This window comes from Pseudoalteromonas sp. TB51, from assembly GCF_000498055.1.
Lineage (GTDB): Bacteria > Pseudomonadota > Gammaproteobacteria > Enterobacterales > Alteromonadaceae > Pseudoalteromonas > Pseudoalteromonas atlantica.
This window is the reverse complement of sequence record NZ_AUTO01000151.1, coordinates 1-14511: the sequence shown is the minus strand read 5'-3', so window position 1 is coordinate 14511 and position 14511 is coordinate 1. Positions and strand designations below refer to the sequence as shown.

The following is a 14511-nucleotide window of genomic DNA, read 5'->3' as shown; positions in this document are numbered from 1 at the left end:
CCTGCCGATGCATTAAAGCTTACTATCTTAAATACGGGACAGACCAGTTGTTTTGTGGAGGGGTTTGGTGTAGTTGGTGAAGATGGAAAATTTTTAGATTTGGAACTGATTTCTCAAGTGAATCGGAGGCTACAAGCTGATTTCAAAGGCAATACGCTGAGTGGCTTTACAGCCACAAACCAAAAATTTAATCTCTTGCATGAAGATAGAGAGGTAAAGCCTAATTCTACATCAGTTGCTTTTCTCAGTTTGAAGGGGCAAAAGGAACTTCTTGATAGTAATAAATCGAAAAAACTATTTATTTTCTTTGAGTCAGCAAAAGTAATGAAAAAAAAGGAAATAGATTTTAAAGACTTAAAATTCTGCAAAACTTAACGAAACAAAAGTGTATTTAACGGTCTGAATTTCTATCTCAAGTAAACCTCAGTAATTTCAGCCCTGAAATGGCCTAGCTCTTGCGATACTGTCTCGAGAGCTATTGCCCTACTTAAACCGAAACTCCTTAGCTCAGCCATTCTCTCTTGTGCGTAGCTATGCCTGAGGCCATGACCGCCATTTGAAAAAAAGAGTGTTCGACTAGATGCTTTTGAGAATGAGCATGACCATTTATGACCACCACCAATATCATAACGTTGCAAATAGTTAATTTCCCTATCACGAACCGTTATTGGCTGCGCTAAGCGCCTTTGTTCTAGTTGTGTAGCCAGTGCGTTAGGTATTAGTATATCACGGATTAGGCCACCTTTGCCTTTCACTGTATAAATACAACCTTCTCGACCAAGCCATTTGCTGTCTAGTGCTGGACGGCTATCTGCTTTTCGCTCTGATACTCTGGCAATCGTTAAAAGTTCATGGGCTCTTAACCCTGCTGCGTAGGCTATTTGTGTAGATAAATTATATTTTCTAGTTTGGTGTTCACTAATTGCATGAGCTTGAGCAGGAGTGTAGGCGCGAGACTTTTCGATTATCTCTTTTTCAGATTTTATTACAGTCAGTGTTTCTTTAGGCCCAAGTTTGCCGTTGAGTTTAAACATAGCTTGAATTGCTTGTCGTTCCATATCCAGCGTTTTTTGGCCTGCAAACTCACTGCGGTAATCAAGATATTTATAAGCATCTTGAAGGCTCATACCCTGTACACCATTAATTCCAATATCTTTTGACCACCGAGCTATTTTTATAAGTGCAGCTTTATAACTTCGAGCAGTACCTAGAGATTTAATAATTTTGTGCTTAAATAAGTTTTTAGCCAGCTTTTCCGCTTGCGTTTCTGGTTTTGCGAACTTAGGCATTTTTATCAACCCACCGTTTTACAGTTGTCCAATGTGCTCTCACTCCTTTACGCAAGAGCCATCTTTGTAGGTTGGCTATATTCGTATCTTCTTCGTAAAGAGCTAGAAGTTGTTGTTTATGTTTATCGAGCTTGGATGGCTTAAATCGTTTTTTACTGATCAATTTTTTCTCATTCTTTAGGCGCAATGCTTCTGCTTTAGCATTAAAGGTCATAGTTATTCTCCGGTGTGATTGTAAGAAAAACTGGCTGATAAAGCTCAGCGGCTAACGCCTATTCGCCCCTGTTTTACGCATGCGTAAGGCTCGGACTGATCGCGCCTAAAAATCAAAAGGCTTGGTTTTATAATGAAGCTGAAAGCTTCTGAAATGGGTGTCACAGAGAATGTAACAACGTGTTGAAGGCAGCAGAAGAGCGCCTGTTTTTTTCTTGCCCTTAGGGCTTGATTAATATTTAGATTAGCAGCTTTAATTTATATTTCAATCTGCAAATAAAAATCTGCGTGTAAGATGCTCAGAGCCCATACCCCGCTATGTACAAGCCTATTTTAGGCTTCTACATAGCGGGGTATGGGCGAAGCCCAGAAAAGAGGAGGCTATTGCTCATGATGCCTCACTTTTATTGTATTGAACTATAGGGAGCTTTTTGATATTTTTAGAAGGCTTACGGGCAGATTTGGACTGCGTATCGCAGTTTTTGATTTAAATGTTACTTTGTGTCTGCTACCTTATCGGCTCGTCCGGGTATGTTGACAATTCGTCCTATCATCATTTCGCAAAAGAGTGCCCGTAAGCCCTCTAAATTAAGTGAATAGCCTAAAGGATTAAATGGTTGTCTAAGCTGGAAGCCCTAAGAAAAAGTAAGTCGATAAATGACTTTGCCCCTATTTTAGGTTACAAACCAAAGTCTCTCGCGTTTATCTTATTCAAAATACCTGATGAAGATAAGTACACTTGTTTTGATGTAGCAAAAAAGTCTGGAGGCAAACGAACAATATCTAAGCCATGCGAAAAATTAAAAGCACTTCAAAGAAAACTAGCCGATCTACTGTATTCGTGCTCTGATGAATTAAAGCCTACAAACCAGAGCATAAAATCCTTCAAAGGAGAGAATAAGCACTTACCTCAATCAGAAAGGGCTAAAAAGTCAATCTCTCATGGCTACGAAAAAGGATTATCTATAGCATCAAATGCTTCTATGCATACAAATAAGCGTTATGTTTATAACATAGATATTAGATCATTTTTCCCATCGTTTAATTTTGGTCGTGTAAGAGGTTTTTTTATAAAAAATAAAAACTTTAGGTTACATCCAAAAGTTGCAACTCTTATTGCACAAATATCTTGTTTTGAAAATGAGTTGCCCCAAGGTAGTCCTGCCTCGCCAGTTATTTCAAATCTCATTTGCAAAAGTTTAGATATTGAGTTGTTGAGCATAGCGAAGAAGTATGGCTGTATTTACACTAGATATGTTGATGATTTAACATTTTCAACAAATCAGAAATTGTTTCCTAAAGAAATAGCTATTAAGCCTCGTTTTGGATTTGGAAGAGAGGATTGGCGGCTAGGTAAGGAAGTAGAGGCGTCAATAATCAAATCAGGCTTCCAGATAAATTCAAAAAAGTGTCGAATGCAATACAAAACTTCTTCTCAGGAAGTTACAGGGCTTACTGTTAATAAAAAAGTAAATGTACGTAATGTGTACTATAGAAATGCTAGGGCGATGGCCCATAGTCTGTTTAAATATGGTTTCTACTATAGACCAGCCCCTAGTACATCTAAAATCAGGAATGAATCAAAAAAAAGTTTGTATCAACGCCTTTACTCAATTCTTTTTCGACGGGTAGTAAGAGCGACATCAGCAAAAAAGAAAGTAAAACAGATAGAGTCAGTAGACCCTCTTATTGGAATGCTTGCTTATATTTTTAATATAAAGTCTTATCGCAATAAATTTGTACGTAAAGGTTTTAGACCTGATATTCATAATGGTATTAGAACAAAATCAAATGGAAGCATAACGTTTCCAACAGTTGATAGGTCAGAATCTTATGAAGATGATAACCACGTTATTGCGCTAGACGGCATTAAAAATCTGTATGGTAAAGTGCTATTCTATAAATATTTTTATGCTTTGAAAAAACCGCTAATCATAGGTGAGGGCAAGACAGATAATATTTATTTAAAATGTGCAATTGATAGGCTTGCCAATACATTTCCTCAATTAGCTAAAAATAGCTCTGGCTCTCAACAGGTTTCTTTCTTTAACAGGACGCCAACTAATACTGATATGTTAAGACTTGCCGAAGGCACTCCAGGGTTAGAGTATTTAATCAGTATTTATAAACGTTTTATGAGCTTTTATAAATGTGAAGGAAAAGAATACCCCGTTATTTTTATCGTGGACAACGATGGTGCAGGGCAAGGTTTTATTGAGAAGGCTAGAAAGATTCGAGATCAAACAAGAAAAGCAAAAAAAGTGAAGGCACAACACAGACATAAGTATTATTACTTTGAAAATGTTTATATTGTCCCTATTCCAGCTAAGGACAGTAGTGGTAATGAGATAAAAGATATAGAAGACTTATTTGATAAGTCAGTGTTAGATGAAAAGTTAAAAGGGAAAGTTTTTTATCGGAAAAATAAAGGGCTAGATTCAAGTAAGCACTATGGTAAGGCCTACTTTTCCGAGTATGTTATCAAACCTAAAAAAGATAAAATAAAATTTGATGAATTTCAGCCAATATTAGCTGACATAGCTGATATTATTAAAAGCTATGATAAGCAGAACCTTGATTAAGATTTGTTAAACCTTTTTAGTGACAATAAAAAGTTCAAATTACCAAAAACTAATTTTTAAGAAGTAGTTAAGCTATTAACTAAGCCAAAGTAAAATCTTCACCGCTAACTCATCTTCAATACAATACAGGTACGCAGTTGGTACTTCTAAAATATCAGCCAGTGCTTTCACTGTTTTAAAGTCTGGGGCGTGTACGCCTTTTTCGTACTGGTTCATTCTTGCTGATGCTGCAAACTGATCCATTCCAGCCAAAATTCCCAATTGTTTTTGCGATAGCCCTTTGGCTTTTCTTGCCTCTTTTAAGCGCTTTGGAAATGGTGATTCGTCATTAGTTTTCATTATTTATTGCTCTTAGCTTGAAAACTAAGAGTTTCTTAGCTTTAATTGAATCTAGATACTAAGGAATACTTAGCTTTTGCTTTTGTAACGAATTTAGTTTGGAGGAATGAATATGCTTGAAACGTTTGTGTGTGTATTGATCGGGGCTATCTACTTGCTGGTAAGTATATTTACAAGCGATGAGCAGTCGTCGAACGAAAACGAGCAACTAGATCAATTGAATGATGGTATGGGCAATATTATCGCTGATGGTGAATTTATGTCGCGTGAAGAAGCTGAAGATGCACAATCACGTGGAGAGCTTTACGACACCTATTACTAGTAATAGTTAGGCATGCCTAACTTTAAAGAATAGGGTAGTGAGCAAAATTAGGCATGCCTAATTTCAGGAGTAATGTAATGCTACTTTTAGATCTATACAAAAATGTTGAGCTAAGGCCATTTATACCTGTAGTAGCTGAGTTTCAAAGCCGCCTAGCTGGTATCGAAGCTGAATGTGAGCCATTAGGACTATCATTTGAAAAAGAAGTGCAGTCAGAGCAGGAAATCTTTTTTGCTTTGATTTCTCAGAAAGCACTGGCTTTCGATATAACAAATGAAATAGGTGAGGTTTGGGATATTAGGTTAGAGCCTTTCAGTCATTTCAAATCTCGAAGCAAAAAAATCACTTTCCCCTTCATGGGCTGTAATGAGCAGAAGCAACAAAATATTAGTGAGTGGATTATTGCTTTGTGTAATTGGGAAGGATCTTTTCTATACTCAAGTGCAAAGCATTAGCTGAGATTGCAGTTATGACATTATACGAATGGTTTCAAATGTGGATTTTAATGGTGTTAGCGATTCGCGCTACTCGACGCTACGACAAGCTGAAAAATGATCTTTTCACAGCAATTAAAGAAGGCAGGATTTAGATATGGCTCCTTTGTTAGTTGGTTGCGCTTTGATTCTAAGTCTTGTGATCTTCTTCGCTGTTTTGTTTTATCTTAAAAATAATAGTTAGTGCACCTACCCAAAGGTGCACAGTTAATTACTATTAATTAATCACTTTACAGTACACCTAAAGAAGAAATAGCTTGAGAAACATGTTCAATTTTAGAGTTAACAAGGTGACTGGGGAAAACTAAAAATATCAGCATTAGCCAGTATCTTAGAGTTAAATTGATTTGTAGCTTATAAACATTATCTACTTTGTTAAGTTCTATAACTTTACAGTAATTCTTATATTTTTCTTTCTTCTTAATTGTCATTTTGTCGGCTCCTTTGTTTTTGACCGACTTCTTAACTTAATAATATTTTTTCGGAATACAACAGTTTTTTCTTCTAATACTGTTTTTATATACATGCTGTATATAAAAAAGGGTATTGCATTTTGGGGGAGCTTTTTTGAGAAAACAGTAACTTTATTCCCATAATAGTAAGGCATTCCATATATTAGTAAACGGAGTGCTTTATGCCGAAAATCAAACCTCAATTTTATACAGCAGATGAAGTTGCTGAAGCTTTATGCTGCTCTAAGCAGACCCTATACAATAAGCTAAGTGAGAATAGGCAAGCGAAAGCTCGTCACTCAATGCCACCTTATATTAAGCAAGGAGGCAAAACACTATTTCCTATATCAGAGTTCCACCACTGGATTGAAACGCAGCCTTTAATTCGCAGCGGGGAGGTTCATTACTAATGGCTCTTTCTCATAACAACATAGAAATAATTACAAAGTGCCCTATAGAAGAGCGCACCATTGGTTTATACCCTTCATTTTTAATAGACCCATGTATTTTGCCTCTTAAAAAGCTTGAGAAGTGCAATGTCGAAGGTTTTGGCAAGTACAAAACTGTAATGTTGAGTAGTCCTCAAATCTTGCCTCATGGTCATTATGCAAGGTTGATTATTGCTCATCTTACAACACAGATCAGTCGAAGGCCTGAACTACCCTCATACGTCATAGCCAAATCGGTAAGCGACCTGTTTCATCAAATAACAGGGCAAGACTGTATATCAGGTGGCACATACGCTAATTTTTTACTCTCTCTCGAAAGAGTGTTTGATACTACATTTACAGTTGTTTCAACTAATAATTCAGAAGATAAAACTCGAAGAAGAGGGTTTTTCGCTGAAGCAGATAATGTGATCACGAATGAGTATGACGTTGGTCAATTCAACGCTAAATATAAGCAGGTTCTCTACACTCCCTCGAGCAGTTTTAAGGCGTTGATTACCGATGATAAAAGTATCATCCCCATTGATTTAAGATTCCTTCAACTTGCTCGAGCTAAGGACATTGTTCTCGCCCATGATCTCTACCTATTTCTCATACGTCGAGGTTACGGACGCAAAAGAGTTGGTTTTGTTCCTTGGGTGACTCTCCACAAAGACATCTTTCCTTATTTTAAACGATTAGCCTTTAGTAGATTTAAACGGCGATTTTTGCTCGCTTTAGACTTCATTCTTGACTGCCATCCTCATTCAGGCATTCGTGTAGATAAAGAGGACAAAGGTTTAGTCATTCCACCTAACAACTATCTACTTCGTGGCAGAGGAGGCTAGTGTTTAGTTGCTTACAAATTATGTATAAGTAGTTGCTAGTAATGTCACTGGCGGACAAAAGTTTGTCACTGGCGAACAGTTTTATGTCACTGATAACCAAATGTTTGTTACTGGCGTGCAAATGTTTGTCACTGAAGGACAGTACCACCAATGCAGCCCTTTATTATCAAGGCCTCTAGCTCCCAGCTTAATACCTTAAATTCTCAATATCCAAAAATCTTATTATTAAGGACACTTAACTGTGAATAAAAAAACTTATAAGTATGAAAAGTACATGAAGAACCTGCCTTACATTAAAGACCTTCAGTTATACAAGGCTGTGGGGATGACTCTTTATCTTATCATTGATAAAAAAAGAACTTTAAAATTTGCACTCTCTTCTGCAAGCACAAAGCATAATTTTAAGCCAAAAAAGCGAATTGAGGACCTGATTCGAATCGCTCTCCCTGATGACTTCTTCGAAAAAAGGCAAAGAGCTAATGCACCAAAAGAAAAACGAGAAGAGGCTGCCCAAACTCATAGGGTATATTCAGAATTTGAATCACTTGCTAATAGGCACTTAAGTGACATAATGAATAGAGAATCATAAGGCTTCATATGACACCAGAAGAATTAGAGCGACAGGCAATTGCCTATGCTAAAAATAATAGGACTCGTATAGCTCGCGAGTTAACAGATAAAGATCGGTTTCCTCCCGATAACAGGCCGGTTTCTGTTTTTATGGCAGGTTCGCCTGGCGCAGGAAAAACTGAAGCTTCAAAAGCTTTTTTAGAAGAAATTGGTGCTGATAATGTACTCAGGCTTGATCCAGATGAGTTAAGAGAACTAATACCTGGTTATACAGGTGATAACTCTTATTTATTTCATCGTGCTGTATCTTTTATTGTTGAGAGAACACTTGATCATGCTTTTAAAAACAAGCAGTCATTTTTGTTAGATGGTACCTTGGCAAGTTATGATGTTGCAGAAAAAAATATTGAGCGTTCTATTCGTAAAGGTCGAAAAGTGCTTATTTTGTTTGTGTACCAAAAGCCAGAGTATGCATGGGAATTTGTTGAAGCCAGAGAGAAGTTAGAAGGGCGTAGAATTTTACCAAATACTTTTATAGATCAATTTTTTGCATCACAAAATGTTATCAAGGAACTTAAATTAAAGTTTGGAAGTCAAATTAAAGTAGATTTATTGGTTAAGAATAATAAGGGTCGAACACGTTTTTATCATGATAACGTTCAGGCAATTGAGCATCATTTAGATGAAAAATTCACTAGAGAAGATCTACAGAGCCTGATAGAATCACCGTCCAGCTCAAAAAACGAGCTTTAGGAGTACCTATGTTTTCAAATTTAATAAAGCCAAAGCAAGCTCAAAATTCTAAGCTTTCAGACTTTGTACTTGACTCAAGTTCAAGTGAGAAAAAGCGAGTTTATAATCAAGTTATTGAGCGAGCAATTTCCTCTCAAGTACAGGTAGTAAACAAAGCACCTGTAGGTCAACGATAATTAATAAAAAGTCCCGTATAGGGACTTTTTTGATTTAGAAGAAATTTATAAATATCAACTTAACAAAGTGCTCATCAGCTCAACTTTTTGTTCCTTAGTTAAGTTGGCCAACAGACTTTTCATTTCACTCATTTGATCGTTAGGCTTTTGTTCAATCAAACCTGCATATTTGGCTATTGTTTCTGTTACTTTTTCTGCAGGCTCTTTAAGCTCCTCAGCGGTTAAAATTAAATAGCCAGCAGTTACATCACTTTTATCTGTAATATGGTTTAGAAGACGTTTAAGGAGGTATCCTGACACTCCGCTACTCTCTGCCATTGATGTAAATGTGCGGCGCAAATCATGCGAAGTGATTTTTACTCCTGCAATTTGGCATACATGTTTCAATGTTTTTTTAGGATCAGTGAGGTAGCCTTTGTTACTTTTTGTTCCAAACACATAGTCAGATACTTTGTACTCTTTTCGTCGACGAAATATCTCAGCTAAGCGATCCGTTATAGGAAACTCAACATCTAAGCCATTTTTTGTATCTTCTAAAATGAATATCCTATCTTCAAGGTGTACTTGTGACCATGGAAGTTGCAGTAGCTCAGACCTTCTCAGGCCTGAAAAGGTTAAAAATTCTAGGTAATCACAAAAACCAACGCGAGTATTTTGACGATATTTAGCAGCTTCATTTCTAACTTCATATAATGCATCTACAAAAGGTTTTAGCTGTGAACGGCGCAGCCGTCTTGTTTTACGTTTTATATTATTCCAACTACGTTTTTCAGAAAGAGCATCTACAGGGTTTTCTGGAAATAGTGAACGACCTTCTGAAGACTTGTATTCAGCTTTAGCAAAGTTAAATAAAGCATGCATTAGGCGCATGGTATAATTTGCCTGAGCAGGGCTTCTTGAGGTGATTTCTCGTTGGCGCTTTAAAATCATTGTTTGATTAATATCGGCTAAGCGCTTGTTATGCCAGTCCGGTAGATAGCAGTCCATTTTTTGTTTATAACCTCTTTCAGTTATAGGCTTGAGATCTCTAGATTCGATGTATGAATCAAAAGCTTCTTTCAAGGTAACTGAAGCCGCTCTAAACTGGCGCTTAAGGTCATTAGGATTAATACCCTCAGCTATATCTGCCATTACCTTTCTAGCCATTCGCCTTGCATCATCGAGTGCAATTGATGGAAAGTAACCAAGGGTGACATTAATAGGAGTATCTCTCCCTGGTATCTTTTTATAAACTCTAAATGATTTTTTACCAGCTACGCTCACATCTAAAATGAGTCCTGACAATAGACTGTCATAGTAGCGAGTGCGTTTACCGTTTGATTCTATCTTTTCAAGCGACAATTCTGTGAAGCGAAATTTTGTGTCTGACATATGGTGCTACCTCTGTGCTACTTTGAACGTAAAATTTAACGTTCTGAAATACATAATGATTTATGCATCAGAGGTGGGTTTTATTCAATAACCCCATGATATAGCTATGAAAATTAGTAAATAGTTATATCAAAAAGTAACTCGTAGTAAGTCTTTGTTTTGCAACTCATAATCGTTAGGTCCCCAGTTCGAGTCTGGGAGGGGCCACCACTTTTCAAAGCTTTCCAATTTTTTAAATAGTTATAGCCAATACAAAATATTTTCTACGGTACTTTTTATACAGTATTTAGGTTAGTTGTTTGTGTGCCTATACCGTCTCTATTATTTAAAAACCAGCTTCAATCATTTTTCTTTTTTACTAATAACAGCGACATATGTTGGTTCGGTTGCTAGATTCATATTTGCAATCAAAAACCTAGTTGTGTACTTTTTAGGGGCAATTTAAGGTTGTTAAAAGAAATTTAAAAGGAAGTATTATGAAAAAGAATAAAATTGCAATCTTGCTAGTGACAGCTGTTATTACAAGTCCAGCTGCTTTTGCAGAGTCACCTAACTTTAACTATGTTGCTGCTGGTTATCTTGACGGTGATATTGATGGCGATGATGCAGATGGATGGACATTTGATGGTAGTACGCTATTAGGCGAAAACTTTTTCCTATCTGGCCAATACCAAACTCTGGGTAATTCAGATGATGGTGTTGATGTGGACTTAAACTGGCTTAGTGCTGGAATAGGTTATCGCACAGCTATTGGCGCGAACACTGACTTTTATGGTTTAGCAACTTACGAAAACGTAGAGCTAGAGGCATCGTATCGTGGAAGTAGTGCTTCGAATGACGAAAATGGCTATAGTCTATCTGTAGGTGTTCGCTCTATGATAAGTGATAATATTGAGCTAGATGGCCGAGTAGGCAATGTCGATATTGCAGATGAGAGTGAAACATCTTTCAGTGTGGGCGCACGTTACTACATTAATAACAACGTTTCACTTGGGGCTAATTACACCTCATTGGACGAGCTAGATTTAGTAAGCTTAACTGCTCGTTATAGCTTTTAAGTATTAATAAATAAAAAATAAGCGCACTAAACAGTGCGCTTTTTTTATGCCATTTACTTTTTATAAGTAGTTTCTAATCTACTTGGTACTTACTGTTAGTACGAATGTAAATAGTGGCTGTTTTGTCGCTAGTGTTCTTAATCGTGTGGGTAAAGTTACCGGTTGATTCTACATAGCTACCTGCGCTTAGGTTTTGCGCTTTATTTTGCTCGCTTGAGTTGTACTCTACGGCGCCGGCTATAACAACAGCACGAAATTCGCTTGCATCTGTTTTTATTTCACCTTTAAAGCCGGCAGGAAGTTTAATCATTGAGCCGTTCATATCGGCTGTACTTCCCCAAAGGTAGGTGGTTTACACGCCTTGGGCGTTAATGTCGTTTAAATCGCTGCTGTTTAGCCATACTATGTTGTCTGCATGTAGGTTTAACGGGCGCTCACCATTATCAAACTGGGCATTAGTTGGTTTAACTAAGTACGGCCCAGAGTCGATTTCTAAGTAAATTAAATTTGTTTCAGCATTGGCTGCAGTGGTGTGGTTTTCACCTGCAGGTTGTGTCCAAAACGAACCCGCTGGCATCCACATTTTTTCAGCTGTTGGGTCGTCATTATGCATTTGCCCTTCAATAACGATACCGCGGTAGGTAATGTTGTGAATGTGCGGCGGAGATTCAAAGCCTTTTTTAAAGCGTACTAACATGCCTGTTGCAGTGTCGGTTGTGCGGTTTCCCCATAAATCTGCAGCGCCAGGGCTTTTATCACCACGTAGCGGGTTTAAGTAACCCCAGTCAATATTGCTTGCAGCAACAACTTGTGATGTGCTTTGCTCTGCAGAGGCTGGCGTTGATATAAGTGTTGCAACCAGTGCAAGAGTTGATGCGTTTAGTAAAAATTTCATTTAAAAGCTCCATTAAGTTGGTATAGCGCTATAGTACGGCTTAAAATTCAGTCAATAAATGGGCATAAGTTAAATACACTTTCGCAAAAACGTGGATAATAACGCTATAGTTACGCATGCTGGTTTATGCAATAAGAGGGTTTGATGAAAATAGCTGATTTACAAGTATTACTCAAAGTGGCTGAGCTGCAATCAATTACAGCTGCTGCAAATCAATTAGATATGAGCTCATCGGCTGCAAGTGTCTCATTAAAGCGTATAGAGCAGGCGCTTGGGGCACAAATATTTGTGCGCACAACAAGGCAAATACGCCTCACGCCCGAAGGGGAACGGTATTTACCTCTGTGTCAGCAGGCACTCGATTTATTGCAACAAGGGCAAGTGCTTATTCATGAGGAACAGCAATCTATTAGTGGTGAAGTGCGAATAGCAGTGTCATCGGAAATGGGGCGCAACCTTATGCGGGTATTACTAAATAATATTATGGATAAACACAGCGAAGTGACGCTGCGCTTATAAGCAAGCGACAGCCGCGCTGACTTTTACCGTGATGGAATTGATGTTGCGCTGCGCGCCTTAACTAAAGAGGCCGCACAGGAGCTAAATTTATACGGCTTTAAAATTTGTAACATTGCACACGTGCTATGCGCCTCGCCTGATTACATTAAAAAGCACGGTGAGCCGTTAACGCCAGATGACTTACTGAATCATAATGCCCTTTTATATAAGCTCTACGAGGTAGTGCATGATGGGTGGGAGCTGTATAACGATAACCAAAAATACAAGGTTAAAATGAGCAGCGACCGCGCCGTTAACGATGGCGATATAGTAAGGCGTTGGTGTGTTGATGGCACTGGAATAGCCAAAAAATCGGCCATTGATGTAGCTGCAGATTTATTAGCGGGCAGATTAAAAAGATTAATGCCCGATTACAAAATCCCCCTCACTGAAATGTGGTTAGTACTACCTAGCCGCCAGCTTATAACGCCTGCCATTAGGCTTATTCGTGATGAGTTAAAACACACTATTAGCCAATTGAGAAAAAACCTGATTGCGCAAGGGGTAATTAACGAGCAAGAGTGGCCCGATTCCCCCTAGTGCATCTTACGCGAGGTTAGTGTTGCTAGCCTTGCGCCTTTAAAATTTAATTCGCTTTCCTGTGGTGGATTAAATTAAAATACACGCTCTTCTTTTATGTTCTATTTTCTAATTATTGGGCTTATTGCTCAGCCGATCCTATATTTATTCTAAGCAAGTGTTAGTTAAGTCCTTTATCCATTTACAGGTATCGTATGTTACTTAAACAAAAAGTTTATATTAGCCTTATTTTGGCTATTGTTGTGCCGTTAGCGGTTTCTACATTTTTATTTTCAAATAGTATTCAAAATCATACCGATGAAAAGCTCGCAAAGGTTGATTTACCCACCGCACTGAGTGAAGTAAAAAGCAAAATTGAACTCGAACTTGCCACTCCTATAATTGTTGCCAAAGAAATTGCGCAAAACAGCTTTGTTAAACAGTGGCTAAGTAACGGTGAGAGTGAGCAAGCAAGAACCGATTATATTAATTATTTAGCCAGTATTAAAAAAGATAACAACGCAGTTATTGCTTATATAATTTCCAAAAATACCAACAACTATTACACCGATATTGGCATATCTAGACAGATAGATAGAAGCGAAGATGTATGGTTTGATCAGTTTTTATCCTCTAACAGACCCTTTGAAATAGCACTGGATATAGATAAAACCACAAATAGCATGGTAGTTTTTATTAACTATGCACTGCAAATTAACGGCGANTCGATTCTATGATCAACCTAATTAACGAATACCGTATTGGCGAAGCCGGCGTGGTGTATTTGGTCTCTGATGAAGGTGAGGTAATGCTTCACAGTGACAGAAGTAAAATGGGTCAAAAAATTAATATTAACGATATTAAAAATGGCGCCATTATTAGTAAAACAATGGCAGGTGAAGATTATGTTGTGTCGAGTACGCCTATTGAGTCATTAGGTTGGCATTTAGTGGCAGAAGTGCCCGAGCAGCAGTTATACGGGCCAATAAATAGTGCCATTAATAGCAATTTATTATTTGGTGTGATCATCGCCATTATAGGCTTTGCCTTGGCCAGAGTTTTAGTGTCGCAAATATTTAAACCCATTGAAAACATAACTGCTGCAGTGAGCGCGTTAACTAAAAAAGATGGCGATTTAACCGTAAGGCTGCCTACTAACGATAACAACGAAATATCAGAGCTTGCCGCTAACTTTAATTTATTTTTAGAGCAGTTACATGGCATGTTTAAGCAAGTGTCGGATTCAGCAAACCACGTTAAAAGCATTTCAGAAAATGTGTTAGTACAAGTGCAGGGTGCGGCTAACTTGGCCGAGGTGCAATCATCGAGCACGCAAACGGTGGCGGNCAGCCGTTAACGAAATGGAAGTAACCGTACAAGATATTTCAAACAGTGCCAGTAATGCCTCTGACATTGCGACTTCAACAGAAGAAGCAACTCATAAAGGGGTGGAGTTTGTTAATAGCACGATAAAGCAAATGGAGCAGCTAGAAAACGCCATGGCTACCTCGGTTGCCTCGGTAACTGAGCTTTCAGGTGAGATAAAGTCAATTACGCAGGTGCTTGATGTTATTAAAGCAATATCAGAGCAAACTAACTTACTGGCGCTCAATGCTGCCATAGAAGCCGCGCGGGCAGGCGAAC

16 protein-coding genes and 2 pseudogenes are annotated in these 14511 nt (G+C 38.0%); 13 read left to right on the top strand and 5 right to left on the bottom strand.

The features are described 5' to 3' along the window. The coding region (locus tag L650_RS24290; RefSeq protein WP_029772778.1) for a hypothetical protein at positions 1-375 on the top strand (375 nt) is incomplete at its 5' end. Between the two features lie 32 nt (positions 376-407). Here L650_RS24290 and L650_RS0107865 read toward each other — a convergent pair. Further along, entirely contained in the window at positions 408-1289 is an 882-nt protein-coding gene (locus L650_RS0107865) for an integrase (RefSeq protein WP_029772777.1), read from the bottom strand. Then, positions 1282-1503, bottom strand: coding sequence for a hypothetical protein (locus L650_RS0107860; RefSeq protein WP_029772776.1), 222 nt, complete (start codon positions 1501-1503; stop codon positions 1282-1284). Before L650_RS0107860 ends, L650_RS0107865 begins: the two co-directional genes overlap by 8 nt. Positions 1504-2119: 616 nt before the next feature. Here L650_RS0107860 and L650_RS0107855 point away from each other — a divergent pair. Next, positions 2120-4084, top strand: coding sequence for a retron Ec67 family RNA-directed DNA polymerase/endonuclease (locus L650_RS0107855; protein WP_085065442.1), 1965 nt, complete (start codon positions 2120-2122; stop codon positions 4082-4084). A gap of 75 nt (positions 4085-4159) precedes the next feature. Here the strand turns inward: L650_RS0107855 and L650_RS0107850 are convergent, their stop codons facing one another. Beyond that, positions 4160-4423 (bottom strand): helix-turn-helix domain-containing protein, encoded by a 264-nt coding sequence (locus L650_RS0107850; protein WP_029772774.1) that lies wholly within the window; start codon positions 4421-4423, stop codon positions 4160-4162. Between the two features lie 112 nt (positions 4424-4535). Here L650_RS0107850 and L650_RS0107845 point away from each other — a divergent pair, with 112 nt between their 5' ends. The 7 genes from L650_RS0107845 to L650_RS24285 all read left to right on the top strand — a co-directional run bounded on the left by L650_RS0107845 (position 4536) and on the right by L650_RS24285 (position 8466). After that, a complete protein-coding gene (locus tag L650_RS0107845; RefSeq protein ID WP_029772773.1) occupies positions 4536-4745 on the top strand; it encodes a hypothetical protein in 210 nt (69 codons plus the stop codon). A 77-nt stretch (positions 4746-4822) separates the two neighbouring features. Next, positions 4823-5200 carry a hypothetical protein gene (locus L650_RS0107840; RefSeq protein WP_029772772.1) on the top strand — a complete coding sequence of 126 codons (378 nt, stop codon included), beginning with the start codon at positions 4823-4825 and terminating at the stop codon, positions 5198-5200. Positions 5201-5873: 673 nt separating this feature from the next. Beyond that, a complete protein-coding gene (locus L650_RS0107825) occupies positions 5874-6101 on the top strand; it encodes a helix-turn-helix transcriptional regulator (protein WP_029772769.1) in 228 nt (75 codons plus the stop codon). Next, positions 6101-6967, top strand: coding sequence for a hypothetical protein (locus tag L650_RS0107820; protein WP_029772768.1), 867 nt, complete (start codon positions 6101-6103; stop codon positions 6965-6967). The genes L650_RS0107825 and L650_RS0107820 overlap by 1 nt, the downstream gene beginning before the upstream one ends. Positions 6968-7208: 241 nt before the next feature. After that, positions 7209-7556, top strand: a complete 348-nt coding sequence (locus L650_RS0107815) for a hypothetical protein (protein ID WP_029772767.1) — start codon at positions 7209-7211, stop codon at positions 7554-7556. A gap of 8 nt (positions 7557-7564) precedes the next feature. Then, positions 7565-8290 (top strand): zeta toxin family protein, encoded by a 726-nt coding sequence (locus L650_RS0107810; protein ID WP_029772766.1) that lies wholly within the window; start codon positions 7565-7567, stop codon positions 8288-8290. A gap of 8 nt (positions 8291-8298) precedes the next feature. Then, a complete protein-coding gene (locus tag L650_RS24285) occupies positions 8299-8466 on the top strand; it encodes a hypothetical protein (protein ID WP_164835547.1) in 168 nt (55 codons plus the stop codon). A 54-nt stretch (positions 8467-8520) separates the two neighbouring features. On the opposite strand, the gene L650_RS0107800 is transcribed toward L650_RS24285, so the two are convergent. Continuing rightward, a complete protein-coding gene (locus L650_RS0107800) occupies positions 8521-9837 on the bottom strand; it encodes a tyrosine-type recombinase/integrase (protein ID WP_029772765.1) in 1317 nt (438 codons plus the stop codon). Between the two features lie 476 nt (positions 9838-10313). Between L650_RS0107800 and L650_RS0107795 the strand changes: the two genes are divergently transcribed. After that, positions 10314-10895 (top strand): outer membrane beta-barrel protein, encoded by a 582-nt coding sequence (locus L650_RS0107795; protein ID WP_029772764.1) that lies wholly within the window; start codon positions 10314-10316, stop codon positions 10893-10895. Between the two features lie 73 nt (positions 10896-10968). Here the strand turns inward: L650_RS0107795 and L650_RS0107790 are convergent. After that, positions 10969-11790 (bottom strand): annotated as a pseudogene (locus L650_RS0107790) (DUF4437 domain-containing protein). Positions 11791-11934: 144 nt separating this feature from the next. Here L650_RS0107790 and L650_RS0107785 point away from each other — a divergent pair. The 3 genes and pseudogenes from L650_RS0107785 to L650_RS24520 all read left to right on the top strand — a co-directional run. After that, positions 11935-12888, top strand: a pseudogene (locus L650_RS0107785) (LysR family transcriptional regulator). A 712-nt stretch (positions 12889-13600) separates the two neighbouring features. After that, positions 13601-14224, top strand: coding sequence for a methyl-accepting chemotaxis protein (locus tag L650_RS24525; RefSeq protein ID WP_223230554.1), 624 nt, complete (start codon positions 13601-13603; stop codon positions 14222-14224). Between the two features lie 4 nt (positions 14225-14228). Further along, positions 14229-14511: methyl-accepting chemotaxis protein (locus tag L650_RS24520; RefSeq protein WP_223230553.1), on the top strand; the 283-nt coding region annotated here is incomplete at its 3' end.

Coding starts and splice junctions, on each gene's coding strand:
- L650_RS0107845 (WP_029772773.1), top strand. CDS start 4,536: ATGCTTGAAACGTTTGTGTGTGTATTGATCGGGGCTATCTACTTGCTG.
- L650_RS24285 (WP_164835547.1), top strand. CDS start 8,299: ATGTTTTCAAATTTAATAAAGCCAAAGCAAGCTCAAAATTCTAAGCTT.
- L650_RS0107810 (WP_029772766.1), top strand. CDS start 7,565: ATGACACCAGAAGAATTAGAGCGACAGGCAATTGCCTATGCTAAAAAT.
- L650_RS0107820 (WP_029772768.1), top strand. CDS start 6,101: ATGGCTCTTTCTCATAACAACATAGAAATAATTACAAAGTGCCCTATA.
- L650_RS0107865 (WP_029772777.1), bottom strand. CDS start 1,289: ATGCCTAAGTTCGCAAAACCAGAAACGCAAGCGGAAAAGCTGGCTAAA.
- L650_RS0107860 (WP_029772776.1), bottom strand. CDS start 1,503: ATGACCTTTAATGCTAAAGCAGAAGCATTGCGCCTAAAGAATGAGAAA.
- L650_RS0107795 (WP_029772764.1), top strand. CDS start 10,314: ATGAAAAAGAATAAAATTGCAATCTTGCTAGTGACAGCTGTTATTACA.
- L650_RS0107800 (WP_029772765.1), bottom strand. CDS start 9,837: ATGTCAGACACAAAATTTCGCTTCACAGAATTGTCGCTTGAAAAGATA.
- L650_RS0107840 (WP_029772772.1), top strand. CDS start 4,823: ATGCTACTTTTAGATCTATACAAAAATGTTGAGCTAAGGCCATTTATA.
- L650_RS0107825 (WP_029772769.1), top strand. CDS start 5,874: ATGCCGAAAATCAAACCTCAATTTTATACAGCAGATGAAGTTGCTGAA.
- L650_RS0107850 (WP_029772774.1), bottom strand. CDS start 4,423: ATGAAAACTAATGACGAATCACCATTTCCAAAGCGCTTAAAAGAGGCA.